Below are 17151 nucleotides of genomic sequence, written 5' to 3' on the forward strand. Positions count from 1 at the left end.
ATTGTATTTATTTACATTGGTATTACAACCTCTTAATTGTGTCGTTTTTACCGATTGACAGTGGATATGGCAGGATTTTACGTTATCGTGTACTGCATTGAGTTACAGGAGAAATGATTTATGGCTAACGGAACAACCCCTTCGGTAGGTATTGCCTTGGGTAGTGGGGCGGCGAAAGGTTGGGCACATATAGGTGTATTGAATGGTTTAGCTGCCATGGGTATTAAGCCCGATAAAGTGGCTGGATGTTCGGTAGGGGCTTTAGTGGGGGCCGCTTACGCCCATGATCATTTACCCGAGTTAGAAAAATGGGTGCGCGGTTTTTCTAGTTGGGACGTGCTTGGCTTGATGGATATTCGATGGCGTAAGGGCGGGCTTATCGGCGGAGACAAGGTGTTCGATGTGCTGCATGCACGTATAGGAGATGTGAATATTGAGAATCTCAATCGTCCCTTTGCAGCCGTCGCGACTGACTTATACTCTGGTCAGGAAATTTGGTTTACTGAAGGGGATTTACGGCAAGCGGTACGGGCCTCTTGCTCCATGCCGGGGATTTTAGCCCCGGTCAGACAAGGAGAACGCTGGTTAGTCGATGGTGCTGTAGTGAATCCTGTTCCTGTTTCGGTCAGCCGCGCCATGGGCGTTGATGTGGTGATTGCAGTGGATTTATATGGCTATCATTCTGGGCGTATCCAAGTGTTACCCGTGAATATGACCAGCCAAAGGACTGTCCAAGCTGAAATGGATATGCCAGCGCGACAAGAAACGGGCTTTATGGATTTATTTGCCCGTGGCCGAGATTATGTCAGTAACCTAACCGATAAGTTTTCGCTCGGCACTAAATCGAATCCGGGGATGATTGCTGTGATGTCGCAATCTATGGGTATTTTAGAGCAAAGACATAAGCGGGCGCGGTTGATGGGCGATCCACCAGATATTTGTATTGTGCCAGAGGTGGGAAATATCGGCACTATGGAGTTTCACCGTGCTGATGAGGCGATTGCCGCCGGCGAAGCGGCGGTGGAGAAAGTCGCCCACTTGATTGAAGCTGCGCTCTGGAAAGGCTGATGATGCAAAATGTAGAGTCAAAAGCTTTCATATAGATAGCGTTTGATTGCAAGATAAACAAAAGTCGGTATCACTTTCGCGATACCGACTATTTGCTATCTCATATTGAGATGTTTATACCGCTTTGTTGGTGACTTAGGCTAGTTTTACCAACATTTTACCGCGATTCTTACCTTCAAATAGACCGATAAAAGCATCAGGTGCTTGTTCAAGCCCTTGATAAATTGTTTGTTCTGCTTTGACTTTGCCTTCCGCTAACCATTGAGCCATTTTTGCGGTGAACTCAGGATAATGCGCCCAATGTTCGGATACGATAAAACCTTCTAACTTGAGTTTTCGCATTACAATTAGGGCTAAGTTGTCAGGGCCAGGTGTTGGAGTTGTGTTGTTATATTGCGAAATCATACCACAAACAGCGATACGTCCATGATCTTTCATATTGCTTAGTGCTGCGGCTAAATGCTCGCCACCGACGTTCTCAAAATACACGTCAATTCCTTCTGGGGCGGCTTTTGTCAACGCTTGGGTGAGATTGCCACAAGTTTTGTAATTGATGACCGCATCAACACCATAACTTTTTAATAATTCAGCTTTTTCATCTGAACCGACAGAGGCTATTACACGAGCACCTATTAGTTTACCAATTTGGCAGGCTACGCTACCTACTGCGCCAGAGGCTGCGGAAACGAACAGTGTCTCACCCGCTTTTAAATCTGTAATGCGAGTCAGTCCTGTCCAAGCTGTCATGCCTGGCATTCCGAGTACGCCGAGGAAATGTGAATTATCAAGCGTAGTTAGTGGTAAAGCGGTCAGTCCTGCGGTATCTGTGACTGCGTGTTCACGCCAACCTAGCATGCTGCTGACTTTAGTACCAACCGGGAACTCGGTGTTTTTTGACGCGATAACTTCACCAATCGCACCGCCTTCTAAGACTTGATTTAAGGCGAAGGGCGGAACATAACTCTTGCGATCAACCATGCGCCCGCGCATGTAAGGGTCAACCGACATCCATAGATTTTTAATCAGCACTTGTCCATCAGCGAGTGGTGCTAACGCTTTATTTACTAAAGTAAAGTTCTGTGCTGTAGGCATGCCTTCTGGGCGACTAGCTAGATGGATCTCACGGGTTTCAGTCATACTCTTCATAAAAACTCACCTTTTGTTTGTGCGCAAACTAATGATGTTAACTCTACGTGGCTTTAAGATTGAATGCAAATAGTTTGCGCGCAAACTAGATGGGGTGGGACAGATCGGATAAGATAGCGTTATGTTTAAATGATAGGCGCTTAAACGTGCAAAATTGCTTACCTCAACCTGAGTTAGACGCTACAAAACAGACTCATAGCCAAGCTTCTAGCGATCCACTCTGTTTATCCGATAATGTTTGTTTCGCGTTATATTCTGCGAGCAATGCATTAGTGCGTGCTTATCGGCCTCTACTCGAGGCATACGAGTTAACTTTCCCTCAATATTTAGTGATGCAAACCCTGTGGCGTCAAAATGGCTGTAGCCAAACCCAGCTATCAATGGCGACTAAACTCGATATGGGAACCCTAACGCCAATCGTCAAGCGGTTAGAGTTGAAGGGGTTGATTACGCGATTAGCCTGCGTTGAAGATGAGCGGAAAAAGCTGATCACTCTGACAAGTCAAGGAGAGGGTATCAGGCACGAAGCTCTTGCCTTGAAGCAAACCTTGCTTGATAAAGTGCAGATGGACGCTGAGGCACTCGATTTACTAAGGCGGCAATGTCTTGCCTTGATCGAAGATATACAGTCCTAGATATAAGTTGGTTTATGCATAGTGATGCTATTAACTCAGGATCTGCACAGATTAATACTTGATTGGCTTAGTTTTTGCTTTAAAACCGTCATTGAGTCTTAGACGCCGAATTTTTGACGATGAATTCTATTTTAAATGCCTTTAATCTTAATCGCAGCAGTGCCAGTATCGCCGATGCCTATGGTGCCAATAGCCAAAAGACGAGCACGGCTAAAACCGATACTACGATAGAAACAAATAAAACGCAGACGGATGCTACCAAACCCGATAACGGTAAAACCGATGAGATAGCGCTGTCGCCAAGGGCGCAACGCGCACAGAAAATTCAATCGATGGCGAAGGATTTTTTTGCCGATGGTCAATTTGGCGTCGCCGATATTCCCGCATTGGTGTCGCGCTTACAAAAAGATGGCATTTTATCGGATGTGCAACTCGAGCGTTTATCGAAAAACGGTATTACAGTGCCGAGCACAACGACGCCGACTAAACAATCGTTGCAAGATTTTTTAGATGATGAAATCAAATCATTAGCTAAAAAATCACCCAATAATCCTCTTATCAATACCTTAGTTGATGCTAAGAGCGTCTTAACCAATATGGATGATGCTCAGTCGCCGGTGCTAGCCCAGAAGGCCACGAAAGTCCTTAGCCAATTGACGGATTATTTGAATTCCGAACCTCCGCTTACGGATGCTCAAAAGCAGCAGTGGCAGGGGCTAAAATCTATGATGCAACTCGCTTCATCTATGGGGGCGCATCAATCTGCATCGGGCCAACTCAGTAGTTATCTTGCGCTTGCTAAACGTTAATTCACATCCATAGTGCGTGATAAACACAAATTGTCACGCATTCAACTAGCTGGGTTTAATCAGCAGGTCAAGGCGCAATTTTCAGATAATTGGGCCTAGCTGCAGTTCTTGTTTGTTCTTTTATTTCATCCTAAAAACTATGATCTGGATCATGGACTCCTTACCGTCATTGTAGCCTAATGCTCTACATATTGTGTTTTATGCTTTTAAAATCACTAGATGTAGTGTTAATTTTTAGGCGAGATGGAGAGGAACTGAACAATGCCAGTCGTAATTAAGCGTGATGGTTGCCGCACACCTTTTGATGAAACAAGGATAAGGGATGCAGTGAATGCCGCTGCAAACTCAGTTGGAATAGAGGATGGCGACTATGCAGCGACAGTGGCAGCGTGTATCAGTCAGAGCGTCGCGCCATTAGCTGAAGTCGATATCCACCATCTACAAGATGCGGTTGAGAATTTACTGATGGAAGGGCCGTACAAGTCCCTGGCGCGGGTGTATATCGAATACCGTCACGACAGAGATGTGTGCCGTGAAGCGACCAGTAAACTCAACCTCGAAATCCGTGGTTTAGTTGAGCAAAGCAATGCGGCTTTACTCAATGAAAATGCTAATAAAGATTCAAAAGTCATTCCTACTCAGCGGGATTTACTCGCGGGCATAGTCGCCAAACATTACGCCAAGAGTCATATTTTGCCAAAGGATGTGGTCGCTGCCCATGAAGCGGGCGAGATCCATTACCACGACCTAGATTACTCTCCGTTTTTCCCGATGTTTAACTGCATGTTGATTGATTTAGCTGGCATGTTGACCCACGGCTTTAAAATGGGTAATGCCGAAATTGAAACCCCTAAGTCTATTTCAACAGCGACAGCGGTGACCGCGCAGATTATTGCCCAAGTGGCGAGTCATATCTATGGCGGAACTACTATCAACCGTATCGATGAAGTGTTAGCGCCATTTGTCGCTAAGAGCTACGACAAGCATTACCAAATTGCCCTGAATTGGAAGATTACCGACGCCAAAGCCTTTGCCACGGCGCAAACTGAAAAAGAATGTCACGATGCATTCCAGTCTTTGGAATATGAGGTCAATACTTTACACACCGCCAATGGCCAAACACCGTTCGTGACCTTTGGGTTTGGTTTAGGTACGTCGTGGGAATCACGCTTAATTCAGCAATCTATGCTCAAAGTGCGGATGGCGGGATTGGGTAAAAATCGCAAGACGGCAGTATTCCCTAAGCTAGTGTTTGCGATTCGCGATGGTATTAATCATAAAGCGGGCGATTGCAATTACGATGTAAAACAGATGGCGCTCAAATGCGCGACAATGCGCATGTATCCCGACATTCTCAACTACGAGCAAGTCGAGAAAGTGACCGGTTCATTTAAAACCCCAATGGGCTGCCGTAGCTTTTTAGGCACCTATGAAGAAAATGGCGAGCTTGTGCATGAAGGGCGCAATAATTTGGGAGTGGTCAGTTTAAACCTGCCGCGGATTGCCTTAGAAGCCAATGGCGATGAAGCTGAATTTTATCGCATTTTAGATGACAGATTAGTATTAGCTCGTAAAGCACTGGATACCCGTATTGAGCGACTGAACGGTGTTAAAGCCCGCGTGGCACCTATCCTCTATATGGAAGGCGCCTGTGGTGTACGCTTGCGCGCTGATGATGATGTGGCGCAAATCTTTAAAAATGGCCGTGCGTCGATTTCACTCGGTTACATTGGACTGCATGAAACCATGAATGCACTCTATGGCCCCCAAACCCATGTATTTGATGATACACAATTGAGGGAAAAAGCCGTCGCTATTGTAGCCTATCTTAAAGCGGCCACGGATGCGTGGAAGGCCGAAACAGGTTATGGCTTTAGTCTGTATAGCACGCCAAGTGAGAGTCTCTGCAGCCGTTTTTGTAAACTGGATGCGAAGCAATTTGGGCTAGTCACAGGGGTGACGGACAAGGGCTATTACACTAATAGTTTCCACCTCGATGTGGAAAAAAGTGTTAACCCTTACGATAAAATTGATTTTGAACAGCCATATCCCGCTATCGCGAACGGCGGCTTTATTTGTTATGGCGAATATCCCAATATGCAGCATAACCTCGAAGCGCTGGAAAACGTCTGGGATTATAGCTACAGCCGCGTGCCTTACTATGGCACTAACACGCCAATTGATGAATGCTACGACTGTGGCTTTACCGGTGAATTTAGTTGTACCAGTAAAGGGTTCACTTGCCCTAAGTGTGGCAATCATGAGCCTAGTCGGGTTTCTGTGACGCGCCGTGTGTGCGGTTACTTAGGCAGTCCTGATGCGCGGCCCTTTAATTATGGCAAGCAAGAAGAAGTAAAACGCAGGATCAAACACTTGTAACACTATTACCTTATTCTGCCTGTTAGACTTATTCCGTGGCATCAAATAGTGCCACGGGATGAGTGTCAGTGTTAAAAGATGAAATGCACTATGAGTGACCATCAATGAATTACCATCAATATTTCCCTATCGATGTGGTCAATGGCCCAGGTACCCGTGCGACCTTGTTTGTCTCTGGCTGTGAGCACCAGTGCCGCGGTTGTTACAACCAAAGCACGTGGGATCCCCGTTCTGGGCATGTGTTTGATAGGACGATGGAAGATAGGATTATTGCCGATCTCAATGATCAGCGGATTGTGCGCCGTGGTTTATCGCTTTCGGGCGGAGATCCTTTATTGCCTGTCAATCTCAGTGCCATTTTGACGCTCGTCAAACGAGTCAAGGCTGAGTGTAAGGGGAAGGATATTTGGCTGTGGACAGGTTATGTGCTCGATGAGTTGAGTGATGAACAGCGCGCCGTGTTGGCTTATATTGATGTGCTGGTGGACGGAAAATTTGAACAAAGTCTTGCCGATCCGAGTCTTGTCTTTCGCGGTAGCAGCAATCAGATCATTCGTTTGTTATAAAAGCGGTAACGAGGATCTGTAACTTGCTGCTATAATCTCAGGCCTTGACACAGACGCTAGCATAATCAGGCTAAGATTTTACTGTGGCTAACTTAGGTAATTTAAGGTAACAGAATGAATTTAAAGCAAGAACTGCAGCAGCTTAACGATAAATTAGATAAATTTCGTCGTAAACTTGCTGCGGCTGAACAAAGAGGCGATGACGTCATTATTGCCCAGTTCAAACGCGAAATCGCTGCGGTCACTAAGCAAATCGGCAGTGTGAAAGGGCAACAAACCCGCTTATTGAATAAGCAAGGGTCAGATATTAAAGGTTTGCCTTTCCATCGTGCTTTGACAAAAGCGGAACAAGCAGACATGGGCAAACTGAAAAAGTCTGTCAAAGGGCTTGTGGTAATCCACCCTATGACGGCTATCGGCCGTGAAATGGGGCTAACGGAAGTTACTGGATACGCTCCCGCAAAATTTTAATGTGGGATAGGATGTCACTGGCACGGGATCGAGTGTCGATCACGTGTTTGTGCTCCTTGTATTTAATGCACTGCTTCGTTTTAATCCATTCCTTCGTGCTGCCCATCGAAAAGACATTCATGTTTGGTTTAGTTGATTAAAACACTAAAGTATTTCTGGATTGTTCGAAAACACTTTAGAATGGTGCGCTTAGTTGGCTAAGTGCCTAATCCTCGTTTTGTTTCTAGGGATCTTATTCGTCTCATGGAATGAGAGTTGTCGTTAAGGTTAAGTATGTCGATAAAATATGTCGCGACGTCAAAGTTACCCACTCCTTGGGGCGTGTTTGCCATGCATGGTTTTGAAGATACCGAATCAGGTAAAGAGCATGTTGCGCTCACATTCGGTACGCTCAGTGCGGATGAACCTGTGTTGGGCCGTATTCATTCCGAGTGTTTAACCGGCGATGCTTTATTTAGCTTGCGTTGTGACTGTGGTTTTCAGTTACAAGCTGCCATGCAAAATATTGCGGAAACGGGCAGTGGCTTTATCCTCTATTTACGCCAAGAAGGCCGTGGCATTGGTTTGCTGAATAAAATTCGCGCCTATGAGCTGCAAGATAAAGGCGCCAACACGGTTGAAGCCAACGAGCAACTCGGTTTCGAAGCGGATATGCGTAAATACGACATGATCAAGCCTATGCTGGAACAGATAGGGGTGAAGCATGTGCGTTTGATGACCAATAATCCGCGTAAAGTGAAAGCGATGAAGGAGTTTGGCATCGAAGTGGTTGAGCGCGTACCGCTGCAAGTTGGTAAAAATCGTTATAACGAAGCGTACTTAAAAACTAAATCCACTGAGCTTGGACACATGATGTCTGAATATCATTTTATGGATGAAAATAAGTAGTTTTGTCATCATGATGAGTCGACCGATTGAGTTAAAAATGAGGAAGGTTTAAGTCAATTGAGCCATTGTTTCAGTCGGTTGCTATTAAGCTTGTCGCTAATGTGCTTGGCATTACTGAGCGTTATTCCTACCACCTTTGCCGATAGTGTCTCTGCTACAAATACATTTATATCTGCATCTCAAGCGGATTATTCCGACTTTTCTATCAATCATGCACCTAATAATGCTAATGGTAGTAATCCGATAGAAACTAGCACTAATCCAAATTCTGTTTACGCCTTTGGTAGTTATCTTGGCACTGGCGTTTACCGCGCTGCAAACCAAAATGCCACCGTCGTTAGTATTCCGTTAACTTTTGATTTGAAGAAAGATAGCGGTAGCCAAACTTGGTTACGGTTACCTATCTCCTTTGGCTTTTTTGATTATTTAGCCAAAGATATCACTGAAGGCGAGTTACCGTCGTCGATAGGCACTATGACAGTTACCCCAGGTTTTGAGCATCATTGGCAGGCGAGCGAAAATACTCGAATGGAAGGGTATTTAGATATCGGTTTTGGCACTAACTTCGATAAAAACGATAACGTTGCTATTATCGCCTCAGGGATCAGTAGCTTGTATGACTTTACCTTAGCAGGGCAGGATGCTGTGTGGGTATCGAGATTACGCTTTGCTGGGTACAGTGAGCACTATGGTAAGTTTTCGGATCAATTTGCAGTACTACAAACAGGTGTTGATTTAGGGTTAGCACCACGCTGGCAATGGTGGGATCTGCAGGTGCAACCAAGGATCTTTGCCGTGGGTTATTGGTATTTCAATGAACTCAGATTTATCAGCGAGATAGAGCAAGATACTATTGTTTCTGGCAGCTATGAGGCAGGCTTCTCCCTTGCCTTTTCTAAGCCGTTAGGCGGTGAATTATTGAGTGTTGATCGCATCGGATTTAGTTATCGTCGTGGCGATGGGCTCAATGTTTGGCGTTTAATGTTTAGCTTTCCTATCTAGGTTATCATCCATTACGGGCTGTATTACAAAGACTATTGGTAAGTTATCTTGTCTAAGCTGACTTTTGCGCGTCGCGCATCTTCTTATCAGTCAAGGTTGCTATTTGACTACTTAGCTGCATTATCTGTTCTTGGATTAACTTACGTTGTTGCTCCGCAACCTCAGAGTCATCTCCTTTAAGTTTGGCCAGCATTTTTTGTAGTGCTTTGATCTGCTCTTTTATTTTCTGGATCTGTTGGTCGATTAACGTCATGGGCTCTTCTGACGCATCATTTTCTATTCCATCTTTTTTGGCTGCAGCATTGTCTCTTAAAGGGGCACCTACATCTGCGGACAATGCGGCGCGGCCGGCTGAAGAAATGGAGACTGTGTCTTGAGTATCCTGCGCATCTGCTGTCGATTCATTAGTCGCCGTTTTTGTTGTGGCAGGAGTTGCTGCGATATATGCGCTCGATACCGGAGTGAAAGTTGAGCCGATTGTGGCACTGTTTATTCCATTAATGCTCATTCCATACTCCATTAGATGCAAACTGTGTTGATACTCAAATCGCTATCGGCCATTAATTGGAAAACTGAAGCTAATTTTTGGCTTATTTGGCAAAAAGCGCGATAGAGCTGATGATAATACAGCCCTTAAGTGAGGGCTGTTCACGTTTTATGGCTGCAGAGGGCGAAGATTAACTGTTACCCCAAATATGGCTATTTACTTTGTCATCTGTGTTAGGTTTATCGCTTTTAGCTGACTTGTCAGGGGGAGTTTGATTGGTTTTCTTCGTCGCAATTTTTGCCGCAGGCTTCTTAGCCGTTTGACTAGAGTCTACTTTGGGTGGCGGCAAGGGTAATTTATTGGCTCTTAAATAAAGATATTCGACTTTATCCCGCGCCCACTCTGTTTTTCTCAAAAAACGTAAACTGGATTTGATGCTGGGATCGTGGGTAAAACAACGGATATTAATTCTTTCACCTAATTCTTCCCAGCCGTATTTCTCGACTAAATAAGTGATGATCGTTTCCAGTTTAATGCCGTGGAGCGGGTTATTCGATTGATTCATATTATGCATGTTGCAATGTGCTATGGCGGGAGTATAGCAGTTTTGTATGCCTGATACAGTGTGGAATGGTATCGAGTCAAGCTTGAATTCCTTGCTAGCTCAAACCTGTGATAGCTGTTATTGGTGGAGCAGTATGATCAAAACAGGCGCAATAAAGCGCCTGTTTTAGTTTGGTCATTTGGACTGTTTGACTAGTCTTTGACTGTCTCTTTAAGCTCAGTTTCAACCGGTAAATCAATTTCGCCTTTACCTTTGGTTTTCACAATCAAGAGTGCTGTAATCACTAAGGTTGTGACTATGCCCGCTATGGTTGATACCGTCATAGGTAAACCGGCACCTAAGGTTGACGAGTTCAGTAGGAAGGTGATAACCACAGTGGTCATAAACATCGCTGGAATTGTCGCAATCCAATGTAGTTTGTTATGTCGTAGCAGGTAAGCCGAAGCCGTCCACAGCATTAATACTGCAGTGGCTTGGTTTGCTACACCGAAGTAGCGCCAAATCACACCAAAGTCCACTTGGGTCAATATGCCGCCGATAACAAACAGTGGGAGAGCTAACACTAAGCGCTTTGGTAGTGAGATTTGTGGCATATTGAAAAATTCAGCCAGAATCAAACGCGCAGAGCGGAAAGCCGTATCGCCTGAGGTAATCGGCAGAATAATCACCCCTAGGATAGCCATAAAGCCACCGATAGCGCCTAACAGACCGGTAGATGCCTCATAGACGACGTTGGCAGGGTTACCTGACATACCCGCACTCAACCCTTCTACTCCGCCAAAGTAAGACAACGCGATGGCACACCAAAGCAATGCGATTATGCCTTCGCCAATCATGGCGCCAAAGAAGACGAAGCGACCATTTGTCTCGTTTTCAACGCAGCGGGCCATTAACGGTGATTGAGTAGCATGGAAACCCGATACTGCGCCACAGGCAATAGTGATGAATAGTGCAGGCCAAAGTGGCATGTCGTTCGGATTTAAGTTTTGGAAGAAATCGCCCGCTTGTACGTTAGGCAGTAAGGTATGCTCGCTTGATAGCATAATTGCGAAAGCTAAACCAAACGACATGAAGAACAATAAAGCGCCAAAGAAGGGGTACAGACGACCGATAATTTTATCGACAGGTACCACAGTTGCAATCAGGTAATAGACGAAGATTATACCAACGAAGATACTGACATCCCAACCAGTAAGCTTGCCAAGTAAGCCTGCAGGCGCAGAGATAAAGACCACACCGACAAGCAGTAACAGCACAATAGCAAACACGTTCATGAAGTGTTTGGCGCTCTTACCTAAATACTTACCCGCAAGGTTTGGCACGGATTGACCGCCATTGCGCACTGACAACATACCGGAGAAGTAGTCATGTACTGCACCTGCAAAGATACAGCCAACCACAATCCACAACATGGCTGCAGGACCATAGAGTGCACCTAAGATAGGACCAAAAATTGGGCCTACGCCTGCAATGTTTAATAATTGAATTAGATAGACTTTGCCTTTAGACATAGGTACAAAGTCGACGCCATCAGTTTGACTGAAAGCGGGTGTTTGACGATTAGCGTTAATGCCGAAGACTTTCTCGACAAAGGCGCCGTAGATAAAGTAGCCGCCGATCAGTAGACCGACACAGAGTAGGAACCACATCATTTTTGTTATCTCCCCATTTGAGTTCTGGCGAGTGTAAACAAGTTGTTGATATAAAACTTTGTAATCTCAATGAGTGGTCGAAAATGCAGTGTGAGCGGCAATAGGCGAGCTTAAGTGGTTACCATTTTATGTTAACTGTGAGTGTTGTTGGCCATCTTATGGCTAAAAATACGTCGCTAAGATGACTTTTGGATTGTGTTTATTGAAAGCCAAATAGCTGTTTAAGGCTTTTAAGATAGCGGCGTGATACGGGTACTTTATCGCCTAAATGAGTGGTGACTTCAGCCCCTGTATCTAACAGCTCAATTTCAGCAATCGCCTTAGGTGAAATCAAATACTGCCGATGGCAGCGCACCAGTGGGGTTTTTTCTTCGAACACTTTCAAGGTCAACTGGGTATGGACTTTGCCTTTCGTGCTGGCCACATGGATGCCGCTTAAGTCACTGAACACATATTCCACATCTTGGATTGCAATGACTTTGAGTTTATTGCCGCTGTAGCAGGGAATATGTTCAAGACTCTTTGGGGTAATGGAGTCCATAGCCTGAGGCGTTAGATTTTTACGCACGCGAGTGAGGGTTTTACTGAGTCTGTCGGCATCTATGGGTTTGAGTAAATAATCGAAGGCATGATTGTCGAAGGCTTTGACGGCAAACTCGTCGTAGGCGGTGACAAACACGATTTTCGGCATGTCATCGGGGTCGAGCATTGCAATAAGTTCCATGCCCGAAATGCGTGGCATTTGGATATCAAGAAAGATTAACTGAGGTTTTTCTTTGGTTATGCTCTGTAATGCCTCAATAGCATTGGCGCATTGACCGACGATTTGGATGTCGTGTTCTTGCCCCAAAAGGTCAGCTAATTCTTCACGAGCAAACAGCTCATCATCGACAATTAAACAAGTGATCACGTGCGGGTATCCATATTTGATGTTTCAGGGCTTTCTATGGGCAATCTTATGGTGACACGAGTCAATTGATCGGGCTCGCACTCCACTGTCACGCCGTATTGTTCGCCAAAAATATTTTGAATTCGCTTATGCACTAAGTTCATCCCTAGGCCTTCTGATCCCTCAATGGGCTGATACAACCCGGCATTGTCTGTGACTTCTAGCTCCAGCACATCATTTTCGAGCTTGCCAGTCACTTTAATCTGCCCTTGCTCAATCATGTGCGAAGTGCCGTGCTTTACGGCATTCTCAATAATTGGCTGCAGGGTAAAGGCGGGGACTTTACAGTGGTAGAGTGATTCAGGTATCGCGATACTGACTTGTAATTTATCAATAAAACGCGCTTTTTCAATGGTGAGATAGGACGCTATGTGATCTAGCTCATCCCCAAGCGTCACTAAGCCTGTCGTTCGCTTTAAATTGATCCGTAAAAATTGCGATAACTGCTGCAGTAGCTGTTTAGACATATCAGGATCACGTTTGATAATCGCGCTAATGGTATTCAGTGCATTAAATAAAAAGTGCGGATTGACCTGAGCCTGCAGCAATTTAAGTTCGGCTTGAGTCAGTAGATTTTGCTGTTGCTCAAACCGGCCATAAAGAATTTGGTTTGATAATAGGCGGGCAATACCTTCACCTAAAGTACGGTTGATATTCAAAAAAAGTTTATTCTTAGGCTCATAGAGTTTAATCGTGCCAATGACTTCAGTATCACTGCGCAGCGGGATCACTAGACTTGACCCTAGACGGCAATGAGAAGAAATAGAGCATGCATAGGGCGTTTCAACGCCATCGGCGAACATGACCTTATTTTGATTGATGGCTTCTAAGGTGATTTTGGACGAAATCGGTGTACCAGGGAGATGGTGATCGGCGCCTATGCCAATAAAGGCTAACAGTTTTTCCCTGTCCGTGATGGCCACTGCACCCACATTGGTTTCTTCGATGACGATTTGGGCGACATGACTACTGCTTTCTTCGTTAAATCCTTTGGATAGTAATCCGACACTGCGTTCGGCAATTTTTAATGCCTTAGTCGAAAAGCTCGATGAGAGTTTATCAAACATGGTTTTTTGGTCACGGATCATGCTCATAAAGAGTGCCGCTCCCACGGAATTGACTAATAACATGGGCGGCGCGATTTGACGTACTAATTCCCATGCATCATCGAAGGGGCGTGCAACCAAAAGTATGATGCTCATTTGCATCATTTCAGCATAAAAAGTCACTAGGCAAACGAGTAATGGATTGTAGATGAGCTCACTTTTATCTGCGCGTCTTAAGTAGAAGCTTATCATCCCTGCGGATAAGCCTTCTAAGGTGGTGGAGATGGCGCAGGCTATATCAGTAAAACCGCCCATACTGTAGCGGTGTAGCCCACCAGTCAGCCCCACCAGAAAACCAGTAACCGGTCCTCCTAATAATCCGCCTAAAACTGCGCCCATAGCACGAGTGTTGGCAATCGCTCCCGAGGTTTGCTCACCAAAATAAGTGGCCATGATGCAGAAACTCGAAAAAATCAGATACATAAAAATCTTATGTGGCAGACGAGGAGACGTTTCAGCAAACAGTTTAAACAGCGGTGTTTTACTGACTAAGTAAACGATCACTAAGTACAGCGACATCTGTTGGGTCAGTAATAGGATCAAAGACATAATGGCTCACATTATCGTCACAGATGTCGGCGCAGTCGTCCCCATTTGAAAGTTTGTGCGCGAGATCAGGGTTCGAATTTAACCGTTAGGATATAAAGAACAATAATATTGCATCTTTAGGAGGACATATGTCCAATTCTGTTCACGGTCATGATGTTATGGCGCTGATGGTAGCTCAAGGGGCCGCTATTATAAAGCCTGAATTAATTTCCATGATGGAGCAAAAGTTTGGCTCGGCGGTTCGATACCATACTTGTAGTGCAACTGATTTGAGTGCCGAAGCATTAATTGAGTTACTCATAGGTAAAGGTAAGTTTTACGAAACGTCCCAAGGTATTCAACTTGTAGCTGGGCGAAAGTGTGAGCATTAATACCAATCGTATTAAATATCTGTTCATTCAGCGGAAATTTAATGCGCTTTAGACAAGGCGAAGGCTTGAAGGCATAGTGGTGCTCTGTCGAAAGTATTAAACGGAGTATAAAGCGCGATGCCATTAACATCAGCCGCCCTTCGGGAGCCACAGGCATTCCACTCCGGTGTTGCATTACTTAAAAGTGAATGATCATTTCTGCGTCAATGCGCCTTGGATTGAGATGCCAGTGAGGCTCTGAACTGACTAACTATTTAATATGATTGGTATAATACACAGTGACAATAGCGTGTACTCATTTTATTTCGTTGATTAGTTTTAGTCACATAGACGTGTAATCGTTTTGTTGAAGCTCAGGTTTCATCGTGGCGCTTATTTGCAATTTGCTCCTGCTGTGCGGGGGTGAGTTGGGTAAATTCATTGATCAAAATACGCAGTAATCGAGATTTTGCAATATTGGTGGATTTCGATAGGGCGTCAAGCTGGGAAATGCTGTTTTCAGTGAGGGTAAAGGTCGCGTGGCGATAAATCTTAGTCGATTTTTTATCTAAGCCCTTAACTATGGTGTGTGTTGTGGGCGCAGCTAATAAACTCGCCTTACCTAAGGCGTAGTTATTGGCATCTTCAATGAAATCATCGACAGAAACCGGCTTGATGATTTGCTTAGGTTTCTTACGTTTAAGATCAGTTAAGCTCATAGCTATTTTCTGGTGGCATTGCGAATAACTCATCCGCTATGGCGCGGATCTCATCGGCTGCTTTCCCATCGGGTTCTATTTCGACGACTGAAGAGCCTCTTTCTTCACTGTCATCATAAATATTTCGGCAAAATGTAACTGAATTTAGCACTCTTAGTCCAAAGGATTGCACCACATCTTTGGCTTCTAAAATGCGTTTAAACTGTGTAGGAAGCGCTGGACATTGGGTTAGCACTATAGTCGCGATCATTTTAGGATTCACCATCTTACACGTACTTAGCATGTCTTCCATGTGGGGTAATGTTTTGAGATCGCGTCTTTTGGGTCTGAGGGGGATCACAACATAAGTCGCTACCGACATAGCTGCGCGCATGGCTAAGTTATCTTGGCCACCACAATCTACAATTACGTAGTCAAAACGCTCATTGAGGCTGAGTAAATCATTACGAATCTTGCCGTAAAGTTGGATGCAATTAATACTTGGGAGGCTTGGATCATTATTTCTTGCTTGGATCCAATCTGAAGTCGTGCGTTGGGGATCACAATCGACCATGAGGACGTTTGCCTGAAATTTTTGCTTAATATAAACGGCAAGATTTTGAGCGAGACAACTTTTTCCGCTACCACCTTTTTCACCACCTACCAGCAAGATCATACTGACGCCCCTTAATGAATTGTTCAATTCATTGAGTGTAGAACAGAGCCATTAAAGCTGCGAAATTTAAGTTAAATTAAAGCAGTTGCATAGCAATATGGTAGCTTTGGTCATGGCATCTCGCGCAACGGCAGACTTGTCCTTTAACTGTATTTTGTTGGGATGAATTGGGATTAAAGGTCACTTCGATGAGTTCGCCCAGTGCAAACGGATTTTTATAATCGAATAAAATGCCGCGTCTTGCTAAGTCGATACACACACCTTCATCTGTTTGCTTCATGCCTTGAGTGTCGATCCAATTCAAGACCACGCGCTCTGCTTCCATGTCGACTCGCAGCGATGTGCGTTTTTCTTCAAAACCACTAGTATGGTCACCCATAACTCAATTGCCCCGTAAATTATTGATCTCAGTAAAACTAGCATAATTGCTTTTTGGCAGAATACCAATGTGAAAGCTAGGTCTTTGATAATAGTTTTAAAACGAGAAAAGCAGGTGCCATTGATTTAGGTTTCAATAGCACCAACTCAGGTATTTGATTAATTGTCGTATTCTTGATTTTTTGGATAAGGCATTTTTAATTGGCCCCAACGAATCACAATCACGGTTGCTGCTAAAATTAGCGTCGATAATGATATTGCTGCGATACGCCAGTCTTCCATGCTCTTCATATCTAAGATTAGGTAACGGGCCAAGGCGACAATCGCAATATAAAGCGGCATACGTACTGGTAACTTACCGGATTCATAGTAGTTAGCCACCATGGCTAACACTTCTAAGAAAATAAATAACAAGAGTAAATCGGCCAGTGCGACCATACGTACAGAGATGATATGCACAATTTCTTGGCCTATTGCGACAACGGTGGCAATGGCAATAATAAATAGGACTAAGTGTTCAACGGCTTTAAGGCTTTTAGAACCATATTGATGATAAAAAGGCATGGATATTCCCTACTTGATGTTTTTATAAATAGTAACAGCAAAAATCTGTTTTTAGGGAAAAGCTAGGCGCCGCTGTGTGATTTAATTCACAGATATGTACGATCTTAAATTCGGCGCAAAGTGGAGTTAACGTGCTTGTATGTAGAAGGTGATTTATATGATGAACAAAAGGGAAGCGAGAGCGAATGTGTTAATCCGCTTATGCTGTTACCT

At 44.5% G+C, this 17151-nt stretch carries 20 protein-coding genes; 9 read left to right on the plus strand and 11 right to left on the minus strand.

Translation table 11 applies throughout. The annotated features are described in order from the left end of the window. The first annotated feature begins 120 nt into the window (after positions 1 to 120). Positions 121 to 1068 (plus strand): patatin-like phospholipase RssA, encoded by a 948-nt coding sequence (rssA, locus tag L5M11_RS17890; protein ID WP_105252908.1) that lies wholly within the window; start codon positions 121 to 123, stop codon positions 1066 to 1068. Positions 1069 to 1203: 135 nt separating this feature from the next. Here the strand turns inward: rssA and L5M11_RS17895 are convergent, their stop codons facing one another. Further along, a complete protein-coding gene (locus tag L5M11_RS17895; protein ID WP_263144477.1) occupies positions 1204 to 2214 on the minus strand; it encodes an NADP-dependent oxidoreductase in 1011 nt (336 codons plus the stop codon). A 146-nt stretch (positions 2215 to 2360) separates the two neighbouring features. On the opposite strand from L5M11_RS17895, the gene L5M11_RS17900 reads away from it, so the two are divergent. The 7 genes from L5M11_RS17900 (at position 2361) to L5M11_RS17930 (ending at position 8964) form a co-directional block, all read left to right on the plus strand. Further along, positions 2361 to 2849, plus strand: a complete 489-nt coding sequence (locus L5M11_RS17900; RefSeq protein WP_105252906.1) for a MarR family winged helix-turn-helix transcriptional regulator — start codon at positions 2361 to 2363, stop codon at positions 2847 to 2849. A gap of 119 nt (positions 2850 to 2968) precedes the next feature. Beyond that, positions 2969 to 3658, plus strand: coding sequence for a hypothetical protein (locus L5M11_RS17905; RefSeq protein ID WP_131524327.1), 690 nt, complete (start codon positions 2969 to 2971; stop codon positions 3656 to 3658). Between the two features lie 261 nt (positions 3659 to 3919). Beyond that, positions 3920 to 6037 carry an anaerobic ribonucleoside-triphosphate reductase gene (gene nrdD, locus L5M11_RS17910; RefSeq protein WP_263163218.1) on the plus strand — a complete coding sequence of 706 codons (2118 nt, stop codon included), beginning with the start codon at positions 3920 to 3922 and terminating at the stop codon, positions 6035 to 6037. A 104-nt stretch (positions 6038 to 6141) separates the two neighbouring features. Further along, positions 6142 to 6603, plus strand: coding sequence for an anaerobic ribonucleoside-triphosphate reductase-activating protein (gene nrdG, locus L5M11_RS17915; RefSeq protein ID WP_105252903.1), 462 nt, complete (start codon positions 6142 to 6144; stop codon positions 6601 to 6603). 114 nt (positions 6604 to 6717) lie between these two features. Beyond that, positions 6718 to 7074, plus strand: a complete 357-nt coding sequence (locus tag L5M11_RS17920) for a YibL family ribosome-associated protein (RefSeq protein WP_028760414.1) — start codon at positions 6718 to 6720, stop codon at positions 7072 to 7074. Between the two features lie 273 nt (positions 7075 to 7347). Further along, on the plus strand, positions 7348 to 7962 hold the full coding sequence (ribA, locus tag L5M11_RS17925) for a GTP cyclohydrolase II (RefSeq protein ID WP_006087423.1): 615 nt from the start codon (positions 7348 to 7350) through the stop codon (positions 7960 to 7962). Positions 7963 to 8019: 57 nt separating this feature from the next. Then, a complete protein-coding gene (locus tag L5M11_RS17930) occupies positions 8020 to 8964 on the plus strand; it encodes a hypothetical protein (RefSeq protein ID WP_263163216.1) in 945 nt (314 codons plus the stop codon). A gap of 52 nt (positions 8965 to 9016) precedes the next feature. On the opposite strand, the gene L5M11_RS17935 is transcribed toward L5M11_RS17930, so the two are convergent. The 5 genes from L5M11_RS17935 to L5M11_RS17955 form a co-directional block, all read right to left on the minus strand. Next, entirely contained in the window at positions 9017 to 9472 is a 456-nt protein-coding gene (locus L5M11_RS17935; RefSeq protein ID WP_263163214.1) for a FlxA-like family protein, read from the minus strand. 169 nt (positions 9473 to 9641) lie between these two features. Continuing rightward, a complete protein-coding gene (locus L5M11_RS17940; RefSeq protein WP_198572217.1) occupies positions 9642 to 10025 on the minus strand; it encodes a VF530 family DNA-binding protein in 384 nt (127 codons plus the stop codon). A 182-nt stretch (positions 10026 to 10207) separates the two neighbouring features. Beyond that, a complete protein-coding gene (locus L5M11_RS17945; RefSeq protein WP_219252149.1) occupies positions 10208 to 11668 on the minus strand; it encodes a carbon starvation protein A in 1461 nt (486 codons plus the stop codon). A gap of 199 nt (positions 11669 to 11867) precedes the next feature. Next, positions 11868 to 12578: a two-component system response regulator BtsR gene (btsR, locus tag L5M11_RS17950; protein WP_028760409.1), complete on the minus strand. Its 711-nt coding sequence runs from the start codon at positions 12576 to 12578 to the stop codon at positions 11868 to 11870. After that, complete coding sequence (locus tag L5M11_RS17955) at positions 12575 to 14272, minus strand: sensor histidine kinase (protein WP_263186264.1); 1698 nt, start codon at positions 14270 to 14272, stop codon at positions 12575 to 12577. Before L5M11_RS17955 ends, btsR begins: the two co-directional genes overlap by 4 nt. A gap of 128 nt (positions 14273 to 14400) precedes the next feature. On the opposite strand from L5M11_RS17955, the gene L5M11_RS17960 reads away from it, so the two are divergent. After that, complete coding sequence (locus tag L5M11_RS17960; RefSeq protein ID WP_263192885.1) at positions 14401 to 14643, plus strand: YecH family metal-binding protein; 243 nt, start codon at positions 14401 to 14403, stop codon at positions 14641 to 14643. Here the strand turns inward: L5M11_RS17960 and L5M11_RS17965 are convergent. The 5 genes from L5M11_RS17965 to L5M11_RS17985 form a co-directional block, all read right to left on the minus strand. Continuing rightward, the gene (locus L5M11_RS17965; protein WP_263192899.1) at positions 14570 to 14767 is read right to left on the minus strand and encodes a hypothetical protein; all 198 of its coding nucleotides are present in this window, start codon (positions 14765 to 14767) and stop codon (positions 14570 to 14572) included. The two genes, L5M11_RS17960 and L5M11_RS17965, sit on opposite strands and share 74 nt — an antisense overlap. A gap of 229 nt (positions 14768 to 14996) precedes the next feature. Next, positions 14997 to 15341, minus strand: a complete 345-nt coding sequence (locus L5M11_RS17970; protein ID WP_105252895.1) for a replication protein RepA — start codon at positions 15339 to 15341, stop codon at positions 14997 to 14999. Continuing rightward, positions 15328 to 15996 (minus strand): AAA family ATPase, encoded by a 669-nt coding sequence (locus L5M11_RS17975; protein ID WP_028760405.1) that lies wholly within the window; start codon positions 15994 to 15996, stop codon positions 15328 to 15330. The genes L5M11_RS17970 and L5M11_RS17975 overlap by 14 nt, the downstream gene beginning before the upstream one ends. Positions 15997 to 16072: 76 nt before the next feature. Further along, positions 16073 to 16375 (minus strand): PilZ domain-containing protein, encoded by a 303-nt coding sequence (locus tag L5M11_RS17980; RefSeq protein WP_263192887.1) that lies wholly within the window; start codon positions 16373 to 16375, stop codon positions 16073 to 16075. A 158-nt stretch (positions 16376 to 16533) separates the two neighbouring features. Next, a complete protein-coding gene (locus L5M11_RS17985) occupies positions 16534 to 16938 on the minus strand; it encodes a phosphate-starvation-inducible protein PsiE (protein WP_028760403.1) in 405 nt (134 codons plus the stop codon). Positions 16939 to 17151 lie beyond the last annotated feature (213 nt).

The sequence above is a fragment of the Shewanella sp. SM87 genome (assembly GCF_025653705.1).
Classification (GTDB): Bacteria; Pseudomonadota; Gammaproteobacteria; order Enterobacterales; family Shewanellaceae; genus Shewanella; species Shewanella oncorhynchi.